The following is a 16,454-nucleotide window of genomic DNA, read 5'->3' as shown; positions in this document are numbered from 1 at the left end:
CGTGGCTCCAGGAAGTGGGCCGGCCATTGTAACAAAGGGGGCTGTCGGCCCGCGCCGGGCTGGTTTATCCGGCGACCCGGCCGCCGCTGACGCGCTCGATGCCGCCCAGGTCGCGCCAGCTCTGCACCTCGCGATAGCCGCCGTCTGCCAGCAGCGCGCGCACGCTGGCGGCCTGGTCGTAGCCGTGTTCCATCAAGAGCCAGCCGCCCGCCGTTAGGTGCGCAGGGCTGCCGGCGACGATGGTGCGCAGCGCCGACAGGCCATCGGCGTGGTCGGTCAGGGCGCCGCTGGGCTCGAAACGCAGGTCGCCCTGCGACAGGTGTGCGTCGCCAGCGGCAATGTAGGGGGGATTCGAGACGATCAGTTCGAAGCGTTCGCCGGCGGCGAGGGCGCCGAACCAGTCGCTTTGCAGGAAGCGCACGCGCGCCTGGTTGTTCGCGGCATTGCGCTGCGCCACCGCCAGCGCCGCTGCGCTGACATCCAGCGCGGTGACCGATGCATCCGGGCGATTATGGGCGATCGAGACGGCGATCGCGCCGCTGCCGGTGCCCATGTCGAGCAGGCGGCCCTGCGGCGGCAGGCGCTCGAGCGCGAGTTCGACGATCAGTTCCGTGTCTGGACGCGGGATCAGGACCGCGTCGCTGACTTCGAAATCGAGGCCGAAGAATTCGCGCCGGCCGACGATGTAGGCGATCGGCTCGCCGGCCAGGCGGCGCGCGACCAGCGCATCGAGGCGCGCCGCTTCCTCCGCGCCCAGCGGCTGCTCGGCGCGGGTGATCAGCTGCACGCGCGTCAAACCGGTCGCGTGGCACAGCAGGATGCGGTTTTCCAGCGCATTGAGCGGCAGCGCGGCCTGGGCCGCGGCGATGGACGTGCCGGGCAGAACGATCATCGGCTTGTGCGGCGCAGCAGCACCCAGATCAGGCTGACGGTCAGGATGACGAACCAGACCGCCGACCACTGCGGCACGTTCAAACCGAATACCGTGTCCTGGGCCGCCTCGCACAGGCCATCGGCGCGGAACAGCCAGGGCATGGCGGTCGCGGTCGGGATCTTGTTCAGCAGGGTTTCCATCGGGTCGATGCCGCAGGAAAAGCCCGGGTGGGCCAGCACATATAAATGCTTGCCGACCGTGCCCAAGCCGCCCAGCGCGCACAGCAGCGCCAGCGTGGCGAGCGCCTTGATCTTGTTGGCGAAGGCGCCGATCAGGCTGAAGATGGCAATGCCCAGGAACGCATAGCGCTGGATCACGCACAGCGGGCAGGGCAGCATGTCCTTGGCGTGCTGGAGATAGAGGGCCGCGCCGACCAGGGCGAGGCTGACGGCGGCAATCGAGAGCAGGGCGTTGCGGGAACTGGGCATAGGTGATCCTGTGATGACGAATCTTGCGATTTTCGCACGGCCAAGCTTAACTTGGCCTGAATCAAACCGGGGTCAGACACCAGATTTTGGCAAAAGCCTGCGGGACATTTCCAAAAATCGGTGTCTGACCCCGGTTTGATGTTGATCAGTCGCCGAGGGCGGCCAGCAGTTCGGCCTGGTGCTCGGCGGACAGGGCGCTGGTCAGTTCGTTCAGGTCGCCGTCCATGATCATGTCGAGCTTATACAGCGTCAGGTTGATCCGGTGGTCGGTCAGGCGGCCCTGCGGGAAGTTGTAGGTGCGGATGCGCTCGCTGCGGTCGCCCGAGCCGATCAGGCTTTTACGGGTGGCCGCTTCCTTGCTCTGCTGTTCGCGCAGCTGCACGTCCTTGATGCGCGCGGCCAGCACCTTCATCGCTTGCGCCTTGTTCTTGTGCTGGCTGCGGTCGTCCTGGCACTCGACCACGATCCCGGTCGGCAGGTGGGTGATGCGCACTGCGGAGTCGGTCTTGTTGATGTGCTGGCCGCCGGCGCCCGAGGCGCGGTAGGTGTCGATGCGCAGGTCGGCCGGGTTGATCTGCACGTCCTCGACCTCGTCCGCCTCCGGCATCACCGCCACCGTGCAGGCCGAGGTGTGGATGCGGCCCTGCGTTTCGGTGGCCGGCACGCGCTGCACGCGGTGGCCGCCGGACTCGAATTTCAGTTTCGAATACACGCCGTTGCCGATGATGCGGGCGATGACTTCGCGGTAGCCGCCCAGGTCCGATTCCGAGGCCGACACGATCTCGACCTGCCAGCGGTTGCGTTCGGCGTAGCGGGTGTACATGCGCAGCAGATCGCCGGCGAACAGCGCCGATTCGTCGCCGCCGGTGCCGGCGCGGATCTCGAGGAAGATGTTGCGCTCGTCGTTCTCGTCCTTCGGCAGCAGCATCTTCTGCAGTTCCAGGTCGAGCTCGGCCAGCCGCTGTTTGGCGGCTTCGATCTCGTCCTGCGCGAATTCCTTCATCTCCGGATCGGCCAGCATGTCCTGCGCCGCGACGATGTCGCCCTGGGCGGTCTGGTACTGGTGGTAGACCGAGACCAGCGGGCCGAGCTCGGCATGTTCCCGGCTCATCTTGCGGAAGTTGTCCATGTTCGAAGTCGCACCTTCGGTCGCCAGCAATTCGTCCAGTTCGACGAGGCGGTTGGCCAACTGGTCCAGCTTGAACAGCATGGATGGTTTCATAGCGTTCTGAAAAAATAGAGGAAAGAGATACCGCAGGGCGGCAGCATACACGGACACGGCCGGGATGCGCTGCAAACAGGCCGTGCGTAAAAGGGAAGCGGGCGCTAACGGCGGCCGCGGAACAGCTGGGGCAGCAGGGTGGCCAGGCGCGCGCGTTCGTCGCCCTGGGCACGGTGCAGGGCCTGTTGCGGGCCGTGCAGGAATTTGGCGGTCAGACCTTTTGAAAGCGCTTCCAGCACGGCGTCGACGTCTTCGCCTTTCGCCAGCAGCTTGCGCGCGCGTTCGAGTTCGGCCAGGCGCAGGCTTTCGCTGGATTCGTGCAGGTCGCGGATCACCGGCACCACGGCGCGGTCGCCGATCCAGTGCATGAAGGATTGCACACGGGTTTCGATGATGGCCTCGGCCTGGGCCACCGCCGCTTGCCGGTGTTCGACGCCGGTGCGCACCACGTCCGCCAGGTCGTCGACGGTGTACAGGAACACGTCGTCGAGCTTGCCGACTTCCGGTTCGATGTCGCGCGGGACCGCCAGGTCGACCATGAACATCGGACGGTGGCGGCGTGCCTTGATGGCGCGTTCGACCAGGCCCTTGCCGATCAGCGGCAGCGTCGACGCGGTCGAGGAGATCACGATATCGAACTGCGGCAGCAGTTCCGGCAGATCGGCCAGGCGGATCGCGCGGCCGGCAAAGCGCGCGGCCAGCGATTCGCCGCGCTCCAGCGTGCGGTTGGCGATGGTGATCGATTTCGGGTTGTGGGCCGCGAAGTGGGTCGCGCACAGCTCGATCATCTCGCCGGCGCCGATGAACAGCACGTTCTGGCTGCTCACCGAATCGAAGATGCGTTCCGACAGGCGCACCGCGGCGGCGGCCATCGACACGCTGTGGGCGCCGATCTCGGTGGTGCTGCGCACTTCCTTGGCGACCGCGAAGCTGCGCTGGAACAGCTGGTGCAGGTAGGTGCCGAGACCGCCGGCTTCATCGGCGACGCGCACCGCATCCTTCATCTGGCCCAGGATCTGCGCTTCGCCCAGCACCATCGAATCGAGGCCGGAGGCAACGCGGAAGGCGTGGCGCACCGCGTCATGCTGGGGCAGCATGTACAGGTGCGGACGCAGATCGGCAAATTGCAGGCGGTGGTAGTCGGCCAGGAAACGCGCGGAGGCGTCGAGCGGATCGGCGACGTCGCTGGCGGCATACATCTCGGTGCGGTTGCAGGTCGAGAGCAGGGCCGCTTCGTCCTCGCCGCCGCTATTGAAACGGGAGAACCAACCGCGCGCCGCCTGTACCGCCTGGCCCAGGTGTTCGGGCGCCAGCGCCAGTTGCTCGCGCAGCGAGACTGGTGCGGTATTGTGATTCAGGCCGACAGCGAGGAGTTGCATGGGTGATCAAAAAATGGGCAGCGCGCCCATTATACCGCGATGCCGGTCAGCCTTCACTAAGGGGTTTCACGGCAGGCCTTCAGGCCCCCAGCTTCTCCAGCCGGTAGCCGTAGCTGTACACGGGAACCAGGCGGAAACCGTTCTCCGGACGCAGGCGCAGCTTGTTGCGTACGCGCGAGACGTGGGTGTCCATGGTGCGCGAGGGTACTGCGGTTTCGCGTACCCAGATCGACTCGTGGATGTAGGCACGCGACAGCGGACGGCCGAGGTTACGGAAGAACAACAGCGCCAGGTTGAATTCCTTGTGCGTGACGTCGATCGATTCGCCGCCCATGGTCAGGCGGCCCGGCCGGGTTTCAAAGGTGTAGGGGCCGAATTGCAGCTGTTCGGCGCCGTTCTGCGACGGGTAGGCGCGGCGCAGCAGGGCTTGCACGCGCGCTACCAGTTCGCCGCGGCGCAGCGGCTTGACCAGGTAGTCGTCGGCGCCGGCGGTCACGCCGGACACGATGTCGTCTTCCGAGGCGCTGCCGGCCAGGAAGATGGTCGGCGTGTTCGGCGCCATCTTTTCCTTGGCGCGGCGCAGCAGTTCCGCACCCGGGACATCGCTGATTTGCCAGTCCATGATCAGCAGGTCGGTGCTGTCCTTGCGCAGTTGTCCCAGCATTTCCTTGCCGCTATCGAAGGCCTGGCATTGATGGCCAGCACCAGTCAGCACCTGGCAGATCAGTTCTGCTTGGGCGGTATCGTTGTCCAGTACGGTAATTCTCATGATGATGCGATCTCGGCAGGTGGGACTACAACTAATCCTGATGTAGGATCGTTCCTACAACTTATTTCCGAATATAGCAGACTTTCTAAAATCAAAGCTACATATGCCTCAGATAAATTTACATTTTCGTTGGGGAATAGCGTCACAGCCGTAACAACCCCCGCTTACATAGCGGGCTACACTGCTGCTATGACAGTGAAATGGGGAATACGATGCTCAAAAAGCTCTTCAGGAAAAAGACACAAGTCGCCGGCGCAGTCGCTCTGCTGCCGCTGTCGAGCGATGACATCGAACGCGTACGCGAGCGCTGCCGGGCGCTGGTGCGCAAGCGGGCGGCGATCTCGGCCGGCATTTCGGCAGTGCCGATCCCGGGCGTGGACATGGTGGCGGATCTCACAAGCTTCGCCTCGATGGTCGAGGACATCAACAAGGATTTCGGCCTGACCCCGGCGCAGATCGACGCGCTGCAGCCGCACATGCGGATCGCGACCTACCAGGCGATGGCGGCGCTGGGCGGCACGCTGGTGGGCAAGCTGGTGACCAAGGAACTGGTGCTGAAACTGCTGCAGAAATCGGGCGCCAAGCTGGCGGCCAAGTCGGCCACCAAGGTCGTGCCGCTGGCGGGACAGATCGCCTCGGCGGCGATCGGGTTCGCGCTGTTTCGCCAGATGGGCTACCAGCACGTGGAAGCCTGCGCCAGGGTGGCGCAGGAGGTAGGACAGAAGACGGTGACGCCGGTTTAGGCGTCCGGCAGCACCACGTTGACGTCGAGGACTTCCAGGTTGCCCTGGCGGTCCAGCGAAATCTTGATGTCGTCCGCGTTGACCTTGGTGTACTTCGAGATCACTTCGATCAGTTCGCGGTGCAGGGCCGGCAGGAAGTCCGGGCCGCTGCGGCCGCCGCGTTCGCGGGCGATGATGATCTGCAGCCTTTCCTTGGCCGCCGTGGCACTCTGCTGTTTCTTGGGAAACAGGAAGTTAAGCAAGGGCATGTCACTTCGCTCCGAATAGACGCTGCAGGAAACCCGGCTTCTCGTAGCTGGTGAAGCGCAGCGGGATCTCTTCGCCGAGGAAGCGGCCGATCACGTCCTGGTAAGCCTGGGCGACGTCGGTTTCCTTGAAGTGGATCGCCGGATTGCCCTGGTTCGAGGCGTGCAGCACGGCTTCCGATTCCGGAATGATGCCGATCAGCGGGATGCGCAGGATTTCCTGCACGTCCTGGTAGGACAGCATCTCGTCGTTTTCCACGCGGCGCGGCGAATAACGGGTGATCAGGAGGTGTTCCTTGACCGGCTCGCCGCCGCTCTGGGCGCGGCGCGACTTCGCTTGCAGGATGCCGAGGATGCGGTCGGAATCGCGCACCGACGACACTTCCGGGTTGGTGACGATGATCGCTTCGTCGGCGAAGGTCAGGGCCATCAGCGCGCCGTGCTCGATACCGGCCGGCGAATCGCAGATGATGAATTCGAAGCCCATCTGGACCAGCTCGTTCAGCACGCGCTCGACGCCGTCTTCGGTCAGGGCGTCCTTGTCGCGGGTTTGCGAGGCCGGCAGGATGAACAGGTTGTCGCAGTGCTTGTCCTTGATCAGGGCCTGGGTCAGCGTCGCTTCCTTGTTCACCACGTTGATCAGGTCGTACACCACACGGCGTTCGCAACCCATGATCAGGTCGAGGTTACGCAGGCCGACGTCGAAGTCGATGACGGCGGTCTTGTGGCCGCGCATCGCCAGGCCGGTCGCAAAGCTCGCGCTCGAAGTGGTCTTGCCCACACCGCCCTTACCGGACGTTACAACGATAATTCTTGCCATGAAAATTAAATGTCCTATTCAGTATCTGGTCAGTGCTGATTAGCGGTTAGGCGAACCCAGCGATGATATATCGATTCGGTCGCCAACCAAACGGATTTGTGCCGGCTGGCGCGTCAGTTCGGCCGGAAAACCGTCGTCGAAGGTACGGTACACGCCGGCGATCGACACCAGTTCCGGCTGCATGGCCAGCGCGAAGATGCGCGCATCGGCATTGCCGGAAGCGCCGGCCAGGGCACGGCCGTGCAGCGGCGCATACACGTGGATGCTGCCGTCGGCGATGATTTCGGCGCCATTGTTGACGACCGCGGTGATGATCAGGTCGGTGCCGCGCGCATAGATGCGCTGGCCGGCACGCACCGGGGTGTCGACGATCATGGCCTGGACCGGTGCCGCCGCGACCGGCGCAGGTGCCGGGGCCGGAGCGGGCGCAGGTGCCGGCGCAGCCGGGGCTTCCTCGCGCGCCGGCGCGGCATCGGTCCGCGCCTCGGGGACCCGCGTCCCGCTCGAGCCGTCGTCCAGGAACAGGCCGTGGCTGCGGATCGCCGCATGCAGCGCGGCCGGCGCGCCGCGTACCGCGACCGCGTTCAGGCGGTAATTCTTGAGCAGGGCCACCAGCGCCGGCCAGTCGACCTGGGCGGCGTCGTCGGCGATGCCGGCGACGTCGATGACGGCGAATTCATCTTCGAAAAAGTCCGACACCCCACCGGTCATCTGCTTGAGGGCGGCATCGATCGCAATCGGATCGGCCGAATGCAGGATGGTCGAAATGGCCACGACCGTGGAAATCTTGATTTCGATGGGCAGGGAGCTCGGGGATCTGGACATAAAACGTTCTGGTTGGCACTAGCCCGTGCATTCTACTGTGAAATTTCCTTGAAAGGTAAAGGGTTTAGGGCGTTTCGTAATAGGCGGCAACGGGTGTTTCCACACATAAAAAACTGAACGATAAAAGGTGCTCTGCAATAACACGGAAAGCTGTTTTCGCCGTTCTCTCTAATAAATAAACTGATAAGATTGATTTTGCTTAAACGTGCTATTAGCGTTGCATCTAGCATTGTTGGCTTTCCAGCCAACAGGCCCACTTTTCGGAGATTGATATGGAAGACGTCGTCATCGTGGCCGCCGGCCGCACCGCCATCGGCAAATTCGGCGGCACCCTCTCGAAGATCCCTGCCACCGAACTCGGCGCCCAGGTGATCAAGCACCTGGTGGCGAAGACCGGCATCGATCCGGCCGCGATCAGCGAAGTCATCATGGGTCAGGTGCTGACCGCCGGCGCCGGCCAGAACCCGGCGCGCCAGGCCGTGATCAAGGCCGGCCTGCCCGACAGCGTCCCGGCCTCGACCCTGAACGTGGTTTGCGGCAGCGGCCTGCGCGCCACCCACCTGGCGGCGCAAGCCATCATGTGCGGCGACGCCCAGATCGTGATCGCCGGCGGCCAGGAAAACATGAGCGCCTCGCCGCACGTGCTGAACGGTTCGCGCGACGGCTTCCGCATGGGCGACGCCAAGCTGACCGACACCATGATCGTCGACGGCCTGTGGGATGTGTACAACCAGTACCACATGGGCGTGACCGCCGAGAACGTGGCCCGCAAGTTCGAGATCTCGCGCGCCGAGCAGGACGAATTCGCGCTGGCTTCGCAGAACAAGGCCGAAGCCGCCATGAAGGCCGGCAAGTTCAAGGACGAGATCATCCCGATCGAAATTCCGTCGAAGAAGGGCCCGACCATCTTCGATACCGACGAGTACCCGAAACATGGCGCCACCCTCGAGGGTCTGGCCAGCCTGCGCCCGGCCTTCAACAAGGAAGGTTCCGTCACCGCCGGCAACGCCTCCGGCCTGAACGACGGTGCCGCCGCCGTGATCATGATGTCGGCTTCGAAAGCCAAGGAGCTGGGCCTGGCCCCGATCGCGCGCATCAAGGCGTATTCGCTGGCCGGCCTGGACCCGACCATCATGGGCATGGGCCCGGTACCGGCTGCCCGCATGTGCCTGGAAAAGGCCGGCTGGACCCACGAAGAAGTCGACCTCATGGAAATCAACGAAGCCTTCGCGGCCCAGGCCGTGGCCGTCAACAAGCAGATGGGCTGGGACACCTCGAAGATCAACGTCAATGGCGGCGCCATCGCGCTGGGCCACCCGATCGGCGCCTCCGGTGCGCGCGTGCTGGTGACCCTGCTGCACGAAATGGTCCGCCGCGACGCCAAGAAGGGGCTGGCCAGCCTCTGCATCGGCGGCGGCATGGGCGTGGCGCTGGCGGTCGAGCGCGACTGATCGCAACTGAGAGCAACTGAGAGCAACTGAGCGGATTGCAGTCGAAAGCAGTTCCTACAAGGTTCGGATAAAAACTAGGAGAAGACAATGGCTAGAGTGGCATTAGTGACTGGCGGCATGGGTGGCCTCGGCGAAGCGATCTGCATCAAACTGGCTGCGCTCGGCTACACGGTCGTGACGACTTATTCGCCCGGCAGCAAGAAAGCGGAAGGCTGGCTGGCGTCGATGAAAGAGCAGGGCTACGACTTCAAGGCCTACGAGTGCGACGTCGCCGACTACGATTCGGCCCAGGCCTGCGTGGCCAAGGTCGTGCAGGAAGTCGGCCCGGTCGACGTCCTGGTCAACAACGCCGGTATCACCCGCGACATGACCTTCAAGAAGATGGACAAGGTCAACTGGGATGCGGTCATGAAGACCAACCTCGATTCCGTGTTCAACATGACCAAGCCGGTCGCCGACGGCATGGTCGAGCGCGGCTGGGGCCGGATTATCAACATCTCGTCCGTCAACGGCCAGAAGGGCGCCTTCGGCCAGACCAACTATTCGGCGGCCAAGGCCGGCATCCACGGCTTCACCAAGGCCCTGGCGCTGGAAGTGGCACGCAAGGGCGTGACCGTGAACACCATCTCGCCGGGCTATATCGGCACCAAGATGGTGACCGACATCCCGAGCGAGGTGCTGGAAACGAAGATCATCCCGCAGATCCCGATGGGCCGCCTGGGCAAGCCGGAAGAAGTGGCCGGCCTGGTCGCCTACCTGTCCTCGGACGAGGCGGCTTTCGTGACCGGCGCCAACATCGCCATCAACGGTGGCCAGCACATGCAGTAAGCCGGGCCTGCGTATCGCGTTCGAAACACCGCCCTCGGGCGGTGTTTTGTTATCCGAAAGGGTTTTATTCATGTCCTTTGCCGCCAAGCCCTACTTGCGCTCGGTTACGATCGATCCCGCCGCCGATGCCGATCCCGATGACTACCCGTTCTCGATTCCGGCCGTGCGCGAACTCGGCGTGCTGGAGCCGCACCCGGACGTCACCTTTTTTGTGGGCGAGAACGGCGCCGGCAAGTCGACCGTGCTGGAAGCGATCGCCGTGGCACTGGACATGCCGGCCGAGGGCGGCACGCGCAATGTGCTGCGCGAGCAGCAGGAGGTATCGCCGCTGCACCGCTGCCTGAAGCTGGTCAAGGGTTTCAAACGGCCGCGCTATTCGTATTTCCTGCGCGCCGAAAGCCTGTTCAATGTGTTCACCTACCTGGACAGCCTGCCGGGGAACCCCGAACCTTCGCTGCACCTGCGTTCGCACGGCGAAGCCTTCATGGACGTGCTGCAGGGCTTCAGCGGCGATGGCATCTATCTGCTGGACGAACCGGAAGCGGCGCTGTCGCCGAACCGCCAGCTGGCCGCGCTGGCCGTGATCGACCGGCTGGTCAAACAGGGCGCCCAGTTCATCATCGCCACCCACTCGCCGATCCTGCTGGCCTATCCGCGCGCCAAGATCCTGCTGTTCGACGAGACCGGCATCAGCCACGTCGACTACGAAGACACCGAACACTACGCGGTCACGCGCGACTTTCTGAACCATTACCCGCGCCGCCTGCAGCAACTGCTGGACGACGCCGACTAGCCGCTCGGCTGCGCCGCGCCTGCGCTGGCTTGTCGTATGCTCGTACCAACGACGACGACAACGAGGCAGGCATGGCAATCGATACCAGGCAGGTGCAGGAAACGGTGATGCTTCCCGGTCCGCAGCGCTACGAATACTTCATCCAGCGCGTGGTCGCGACCGGCACCGTATGGAGCCTGTACCGCAACGGCTGGGCGCTGGCGAAGAAGGAAGACGGCACCCTCGTGTTTCCGCTGTGGCCGGACAGCGAATTTGCGAAAATATGCGCAGATTACGAGTGGACCGGCTATGAGCCGCAGTCCTTCCCATTGGATGAGCTGGTCGGCGGGCTGCTGCCGCAGCTGGAGCAGGACGGCATCGCCACCGGCGTGTTCTACACCCCGGGCGCGCGCGACGTGATGCCGAGCGCCGGCCTGCTGCTGCGCGACCTGGACGACGAATTGAAGAGCCAGAGGAACCCATGAATGCCTTGCCCCACGGCGGCCTTGCGCTGTCCAGCCTCGAAGAACAACTGCTGCAGCCCGGCGTGAAGGGCTTGCCGATCACGGCGCCGCTGCGCCAGGGCGCGATCGGCGTGCAGGGCTGGAATGTGCTGCATGGCGATACCAGCTACCCGGTCGCGGTGCTGAAGACATCGGCGCTGCGCCACAACCTGGACTGGATGCGCGCCTTCTGCGCACGCCACCAGGTCGAACTGGCGCCGCACGGCAAGACCACCATGAGCCCGCAGTTGTTCGGCGCCCAGCTCGCCAACGGCGCCTGGGGCATCACGCTGGCCAATGCGGTGCAGGTGCAGGTCGCGCACCGCTTCGGCGTGCGGCGCGTGCTGATCGCGAACCAGCTGGTGGCGCGCAGCGACGTGCGCGCCGTGCTGCAGCTGCTGCACGACGACCCCGACTTCGAATGCTACGTGCTGGCCGATTCGCTGGCCGGGGTGGCGAGGCTGAGCGAGGAAATCGCGGCGCATCCGCTGGCGCGGCCGCTGCCGGTGCTGGTCGAACTCGGCCTGTCGGGCAAGCGCGCCGGCTGCCGCACGCCGGAGGAGGCGATGACGGTGGCGCGCGCCCTCGAACGGGCGCCGGGGCTGTTGCTGGCCGGCTTCGAAGGCTATGAAGGTTTACTGGACGATCCGGCTGCGGTCGAGGACTTCGTCGGCAAGCTGGGCGCGCTGGTGCTGGAAGCCGATGACGAAGGCCTGTTCGGCGCGGGCGAGATCATGGTCTCGGCTGGCGGCTCCAGCTTCTTCGACCTGGTCTCGCGCGGCTTCCAGCACCTGCATGGTTTGTCGCGGCCGCTGCGCCCGGTGCTGCGCAGCGGCTGCTACCTGACCAGCGACCACGGCATGTACCAGGGCGCGCTGCGCCAGCTCGACGAACGCGAACGGATCGCGCCCGGCGCAGGGTTGCGGCCGGCGCTGGAGATCTGGAGCGTGGTGCAGTCGCGTCCCGAGCCGGGTCTCGCCATCCTCACCATGGGCAAGCGCGACGCCTCGCATGACGCCGGCCTGCCGGTGCCGCTGTGGACCCATCGCCCCGGTCCGGGCAGCCCCCACGCGCTGCCGGCCGCCTGCGAAATCGTCAAGATGAACGACCAGCACGCCTACCTGCGCCTGCCCGAGGGCGACCCGATGCGTGACATGCTGGCGGTCGGCGACCTGGTCGGCTGCGGCATCTCGCACCCGTGCACGACCTTCGACCGCTGGCCGCTGCTGCTGGCGGTGGATGACGACTACCTGGTGCGCGGCGCGCTCAACACCTTCTTCTGAGATGTGAAGCGGCCGGGCGGTACGCTACAATCGACTGTCGCCTCATGAAAACCATGCCCATGCCCGCCATTCCGCCGTCGCTGTTCCCGCCCATCCTGCCCAACCGCCACGGTATGCTGGCCGTCGACGAACTGCACACGATCTATTGGGAAGAAGTGGGCAACCCGAACGGCATCCCGGTGATCTTCCTGCACGGTGGCCCGGGCGCCGGGCTGTCGCCGCAGCACCGCCGCTTCTTCGACCCGGCGGTCTACCGCGTGATCCTGTTCGACCAGCGCGGCGCCGGCAAGTCGATCCCGCTCGGCGAATGGCGCAACAACACGACCCAGCTGCTGATCGAGGACATCGAGCGCCTGCGCGCCATGTTCGGCATCGAGCGCTGGCTGGTGTTCGGCGGCTCCTGGGGCTCGACCCTGGCGCTGGCCTACGGGCAGGCGCATCCGCAGCACTGCCTCGGCTTCGTGCTGCGCGGGATCTTCCTGTGCACCCCGGCCGAGATCGAATTCTTCCTGTACGGCGTGCAGTGGTTCTATCCCGAGCTGTACGACGACTTCATCGCGCCGATCCCGCCCGAAGAACGCGGCGACCTTTTAAAGGCCTACACGCGCCGCCTGCTGTGCGACGATCCGCAGCAGTACTGGCCGGCCGCGCGCGCCTGGAGCCGTTTCGAGGGCCGCCGCGTGTTCCTGCTGCCGCAGGAGGACGAGGCCTCGTCCGACACCCTCGACCTGGGCGTCGGCCGTCTCGAGTCGCACTACATGGCCAACGGCGGCTTCCTCGACAACGACCAGTTGATCCGCGACGTGGACCGCATCGCCCACCTGCCGGCCGTGATCGTGCAGGGCCGCTACGACGTCATCTGCCCGCCGCTGTCGGCTTACCGCCTGCACCAGGCCTGGCCCGGCTCGCGCCTGCGCATGATCCCGGACGCCGGCCATGGCGCGCTGGAGCACGGCATCGCGCGCGCACTGGTCGCCGCGACCGAGCAGTTCAAGCGTTTCGGCCGCTTCGAATGACGGCCGCCGTATTGGCATGGCAGCCTGCTACACTGGCACCATGAACATCCAGACCAACGACATCGGCCACGTCATCCAGCTCGCGATCGCCCCGGTATTCCTGCTCACCGGCGTGGCCACCAAGCTGACCGTGTTGATGAACCGCCTGGCGCGCATCATCGACCGTACCCGCGTACTCAAGGCGGAACTGCGCAAGGGGCCGGACGCCGAGGCGCATGAGGAGCTGGATGTGCTGTACACGCGCTGGCAGCTGATCAATTACGCACTGAGCGCGAGCACCGGCTGCGGCCTGCTGATCTGCGTGATCATCGCCTTCCTGTTCCTCGACGATACGACCAACCTGCCGCTCGACCGCTACATCGCCGGCATGTTCGTGCTGGCGATGATCGCCCTGATTGCCAGTTTCATTTTCCTGCTGCGCGAGGTGTTCGTCTCGTTCCGCTACATGCGCATGCACCTGCATGACGCCGCCCGCTAGATTCGCTAGATTCAATAGAAAGACCAGTCCATGCACGACTACCAACGTCCTCCCACCCTGCATCGCTATGGCATGCGCACCGAGCTGGAACAGGCGCTCAGCGCCGGCCAGTTCCGCCTGCTGCCGGCGAACGGCTTCCTGACCCTGTCGTTCTCGCAGGCCTGGGACAAGCAGCTGTTCACCGCGCTGGGCCCGGCCGACGCCTGCCTGGTCATCCACAACACCGAGGAATTCGGCGAGCGCCTGCACCGCGCGGTGCAGCGCACGCTGCCCAACTGGGCCGGCATCGACGGTCCGGTCGAATACGGCGTGCGTTCGCGCCTGGGCCTGGCCTTCAGCAAGAGCGCGGCCGAGGCCCGCGAGAAGGAATGGAAATTCGCCTGGCGCTCGATGTCGCCGCAGGCCAGCCTGAATCCGGTCACGGTGCGGATCGGCAGTATCGAGCAGTTTGCGGAGCTGCGTTCGCCGGAAAGCTACCCGGTCTGACGCTTGTTATTTTAGATACACGGGTCTAGGAAAACCCGGTTTAATGCCGGGCATCCGCCGTCGTTCCCGCGAAGGCGGGAATCCAAGCTTGCAAGCGTTTCGACTGCTCACGCAGAACTTGGGTCCCCGCTTTCGCGGGGACGACGGTCTACTCAATCGACCGGCCCAAATGAACGCACCGATTCCCACCACCGCCTACCCGCACCTGCTGTCCCCGCTCGACCTCGGTTTCACCACGCTGAAGAACCGCGTGATCATGGGCTCGATGCACACCGGGCTCGAAGACCGCTTCTACAACTACGGCAAGCTGGCGGCCTTCTACCGCGAGCGGGCGCGCGGCGGCGTCGGCCTGATCGTCACCGGCGGCATCTCGCCGAACCGCCAGGGCTGGCTGCTGCCCTTCGGCGGCACCCTGAACTTCATGGGCGACGTGCTGAATCACCGCCGGGTCACGCGCGCGGTGCACGAGGAGGGCGGCAAGATCCTGCTGCAGATCCTGCACGCGGGGCGCTACGGCTACCAGCCGCTGGTGGTCTCGAGCTCGAACCAGAAGTCGCCGATTTCGCCGTTCCGCCCGCGCGCGCTGAGCGAAAGCGGGATCGAAGCCACGATCCGCGCTTACGTGCGCTGCGCGAAGCTGGCCAAACAGGCCGGCTACGACGGCGTCGAGGTGATGGGCAGCGAGGGTTACCTGCTGAACCAGTTCCTGTGCGCGCGCACCAACCGCCGTACCGACCGCTGGGGCGGCCCCATCGAAAACCGCATGCGCCTGCCGGTCGAGGTGGTGCGCCGCATCCGCGCTGCCGTCGGCCGCGACTTCATCATCATGTACCGCCACTCGGTGCTGGACCTGGTCGAGGGCGGCAACACCTGGGATGAGATCGTGACCGTGGCGAAGGCGCTGGAAAGCGCCGGCGCGACCATCCTGAATACCGGCTACGGCTGGCACGAAGCGCGGATTCCCACCATCGTCACCTCGGTGCCGCGCGCGGCGTTCGCCGAAGTGGCGGGCCGGCTGCGCAAGGAGGTGACGATTCCGGTGGTGGCATCGAACCGCATCAACATGCCCTTCGACGCCGAGGGCCTGCTGGCGCGTGCCGACGCCGACCTGGTATCGATGGCGCGGCCCTTCCTGGCCGACCCCGACTGGGTCGCCAAGGCGGCCGCCAACCGCAGCGACGAGATCAATACCTGCATCGCCTGCAACCAGGCCTGCCTCGACCACACCTTCTCGAACAAGCGTGCGACCTGCCTGGTGAATCCGCGCGCCTGCCACGAGACGGAGCTGGTGTACCGGCCCGCCCAGCGCAAGCGCCGCGTCGCCGTGGTCGGTGCCGGACCGGCCGGGCTGTCGGCGGCCACTGTCGCCGCCGAATGCGGTCACGAGGTGACGCTGTTCGATGCCGCGGACAGCATCGGCGGCCAGTTCCGGGTCGCCATGCGCATCCCCGGCAAGGAAGAATTCACGGAGACGATCCGCTACTTTGCGCGCAAGCTGGAACTGACGGGCGTGCAGCTGCGCCTCGGCCAGCGCGTCGGCCGCGATGAATTGATCGCGGCCGGCTACGACGACGTGATCGTGGCCACCGGCGTCTCGGTGCGCATGCCGCGCATCGAGGGTATCGATCATCCGAAGGTACTGTCCTATCTGGACGTGCTGCGCGGCGGCGCGCAGGTCGGCAAGCGGGTGGCGATCATCGGCGCCGGCGGCATCGGCTTCGATACCGCCGAATACCTGCTGCACGATCCGCTGGAAAGCCTGCCGGTGCCGGTCGATAAATGGATGGGCGAGTGGGGCGTCGACCTGGCCGTGCGCGAGGCCGGCGGCTTGACCGCGGCGCACAAGCCGACCCCGCTGCGCAGCATCTGGCTGCTGCAGCGCAAGACCACCCGTCCGGGGGCGGGACTGGGCAAGACCTCGGGCTGGGTGCACCGCGCCACGCTGGCGCGCCATGGCGTGGTGATGATGGCGGGCGTGCAGTACGAGCGCATCGACGACGCCGGCCTGCACATCGTCGTCGGCGGCGAAAAAAAGCTGTTGGACGTCGACAACGTCGTCATCTGCGCCGGGCAGGAAAGCCTGGCCGAGCTGATGCCTTCGGATGCGCCGAAGGCTGGGCCGCGCTTCCACAAGATCGGCGGCGCGGCGCTGGCGGCCGAGCTGGACGCGAAGCGGGCGATCCGCGAAGGCGCCGAGCTGGCGGCGCGGCTGTAAGCGCCGCCCATAAAAAGGGCCGGGCGCACTGCTGCCCGGCCGCTATCACCAATCGTT

Annotated in this window: 18 protein-coding genes; 10 read left to right on the top strand and 8 right to left on the bottom strand. The window is 65.4% G+C overall.

Annotation, left to right across the window (positions count from 1 at the left end; genetic code table 11):
• Positions 1-64: 64 nt before the first annotated feature.
• From prmC to NX782_RS17760, 5 genes are all read right to left on the bottom strand, one after another.
• Entirely contained in the window at positions 65-892 is an 828-nt protein-coding gene (gene prmC, locus NX782_RS17780) for a peptide chain release factor N(5)-glutamine methyltransferase (RefSeq protein WP_258846815.1), read from the bottom strand.
• Entirely contained in the window at positions 889-1,362 is a 474-nt protein-coding gene (locus NX782_RS17775; protein ID WP_258846814.1) for a disulfide bond formation protein B, read from the bottom strand. The genes prmC and NX782_RS17775 overlap by 4 nt, the downstream gene beginning before the upstream one ends.
• Positions 1,363-1,507: 145 nt before the next feature.
• Positions 1,508-2,584: a peptide chain release factor 1 gene (gene prfA / locus NX782_RS17770; RefSeq protein WP_258846813.1), complete on the bottom strand. Its 1,077-nt coding sequence runs from the start codon at positions 2,582-2,584 to the stop codon at positions 1,508-1,510.
• A gap of 104 nt (positions 2,585-2,688) precedes the next feature.
• Complete coding sequence (hemA, locus tag NX782_RS17765) at positions 2,689-3,963, bottom strand: glutamyl-tRNA reductase (protein WP_258846812.1); 1,275 nt, start codon at positions 3,961-3,963, stop codon at positions 2,689-2,691.
• Positions 3,964-4,042: 79 nt separating this feature from the next.
• Positions 4,043-4,732, bottom strand: a complete 690-nt coding sequence (locus NX782_RS17760) for a response regulator transcription factor (RefSeq protein WP_258846811.1) — start codon at positions 4,730-4,732, stop codon at positions 4,043-4,045.
• A 212-nt stretch (positions 4,733-4,944) separates the two neighbouring features.
• Between NX782_RS17760 and NX782_RS17755 the strand changes: the two genes are divergently transcribed.
• Positions 4,945-5,475: a YcjF family protein gene (locus tag NX782_RS17755; RefSeq protein ID WP_258846810.1), complete on the top strand. Its 531-nt coding sequence runs from the start codon at positions 4,945-4,947 to the stop codon at positions 5,473-5,475.
• Here NX782_RS17755 and minE read toward each other — a convergent pair.
• Genes minE through minC form a run of 3 tightly spaced genes read right to left on the bottom strand, consistent with a single transcriptional unit; the run spans position 5,472 to position 7,365 of the window.
• The gene (gene minE, locus NX782_RS17750) at positions 5,472-5,723 is read right to left on the bottom strand and encodes a cell division topological specificity factor MinE (RefSeq protein WP_258846809.1); all 252 of its coding nucleotides are present in this window, start codon (positions 5,721-5,723) and stop codon (positions 5,472-5,474) included. The genes NX782_RS17755 and minE overlap by 4 nt on opposite strands.
• A 1-nt stretch (position 5,724) precedes the next feature.
• Complete coding sequence (minD, locus tag NX782_RS17745) at positions 5,725-6,540, bottom strand: septum site-determining protein MinD (protein WP_258846808.1); 816 nt, start codon at positions 6,538-6,540, stop codon at positions 5,725-5,727.
• A 39-nt stretch (positions 6,541-6,579) separates the two neighbouring features.
• Complete coding sequence (minC, locus tag NX782_RS17740; protein ID WP_258846807.1) at positions 6,580-7,365, bottom strand: septum site-determining protein MinC; 786 nt, start codon at positions 7,363-7,365, stop codon at positions 6,580-6,582.
• Positions 7,366-7,637: 272 nt separating this feature from the next.
• On the opposite strand from minC, the gene NX782_RS17735 reads away from it, so the two are divergent.
• The 9 genes from NX782_RS17735 (at position 7,638) to NX782_RS17695 (ending at position 16,397) form a co-directional block, all read left to right on the top strand.
• On the top strand, positions 7,638-8,816 hold the full coding sequence (locus NX782_RS17735; RefSeq protein ID WP_258846806.1) for an acetyl-CoA C-acetyltransferase: 1,179 nt from the start codon (positions 7,638-7,640) through the stop codon (positions 8,814-8,816).
• Positions 8,817-8,903: 87 nt separating this feature from the next.
• The gene (phbB, locus tag NX782_RS17730) at positions 8,904-9,644 is read left to right on the top strand and encodes an acetoacetyl-CoA reductase (RefSeq protein WP_258846805.1); all 741 of its coding nucleotides are present in this window, start codon (positions 8,904-8,906) and stop codon (positions 9,642-9,644) included.
• Positions 9,645-9,714: 70 nt separating this feature from the next.
• Positions 9,715-10,437 carry an AAA family ATPase gene (locus NX782_RS17725; protein WP_258846804.1) on the top strand — a complete coding sequence of 241 codons (723 nt, stop codon included), beginning with the start codon at positions 9,715-9,717 and terminating at the stop codon, positions 10,435-10,437.
• Positions 10,438-10,508: 71 nt separating this feature from the next.
• Positions 10,509-10,901 (top strand): DUF2750 domain-containing protein, encoded by a 393-nt coding sequence (locus tag NX782_RS17720; RefSeq protein WP_258846803.1) that lies wholly within the window; start codon positions 10,509-10,511, stop codon positions 10,899-10,901.
• The gene (locus NX782_RS17715; RefSeq protein ID WP_258846802.1) at positions 10,898-12,202 is read left to right on the top strand and encodes an amino acid deaminase; all 1,305 of its coding nucleotides are present in this window, start codon (positions 10,898-10,900) and stop codon (positions 12,200-12,202) included. The genes NX782_RS17720 and NX782_RS17715 overlap by 4 nt, the downstream gene beginning before the upstream one ends.
• A gap of 59 nt (positions 12,203-12,261) precedes the next feature.
• On the top strand, positions 12,262-13,218 hold the full coding sequence (pip, locus tag NX782_RS17710) for a prolyl aminopeptidase (RefSeq protein WP_258846836.1): 957 nt from the start codon (positions 12,262-12,264) through the stop codon (positions 13,216-13,218).
• A gap of 40 nt (positions 13,219-13,258) precedes the next feature.
• On the top strand, positions 13,259-13,696 hold the full coding sequence (locus NX782_RS17705; protein ID WP_258846835.1) for a DUF2721 domain-containing protein: 438 nt from the start codon (positions 13,259-13,261) through the stop codon (positions 13,694-13,696).
• Between the two features lie 30 nt (positions 13,697-13,726).
• Positions 13,727-14,182: a hypothetical protein gene (locus NX782_RS17700; protein WP_258846801.1), complete on the top strand. Its 456-nt coding sequence runs from the start codon at positions 13,727-13,729 to the stop codon at positions 14,180-14,182.
• 169 nt (positions 14,183-14,351) lie between these two features.
• The gene (locus NX782_RS17695; protein WP_258846800.1) at positions 14,352-16,397 is read left to right on the top strand and encodes an NADPH-dependent 2,4-dienoyl-CoA reductase; all 2,046 of its coding nucleotides are present in this window, start codon (positions 14,352-14,354) and stop codon (positions 16,395-16,397) included.
• The last annotated feature ends 57 nt before the right edge of the window (positions 16,398-16,454 follow it).

This window comes from Massilia norwichensis (assembly GCF_024753245.1).
In the GTDB taxonomy this organism is placed as follows: domain Bacteria; phylum Pseudomonadota; class Gammaproteobacteria; order Burkholderiales; family Burkholderiaceae_D; genus Telluria; species Telluria norwichensis.
The sequence above is the reverse complement of the archived record's forward strand: the minus strand, read 5'-3'. Positions and strand labels throughout refer to the sequence as shown.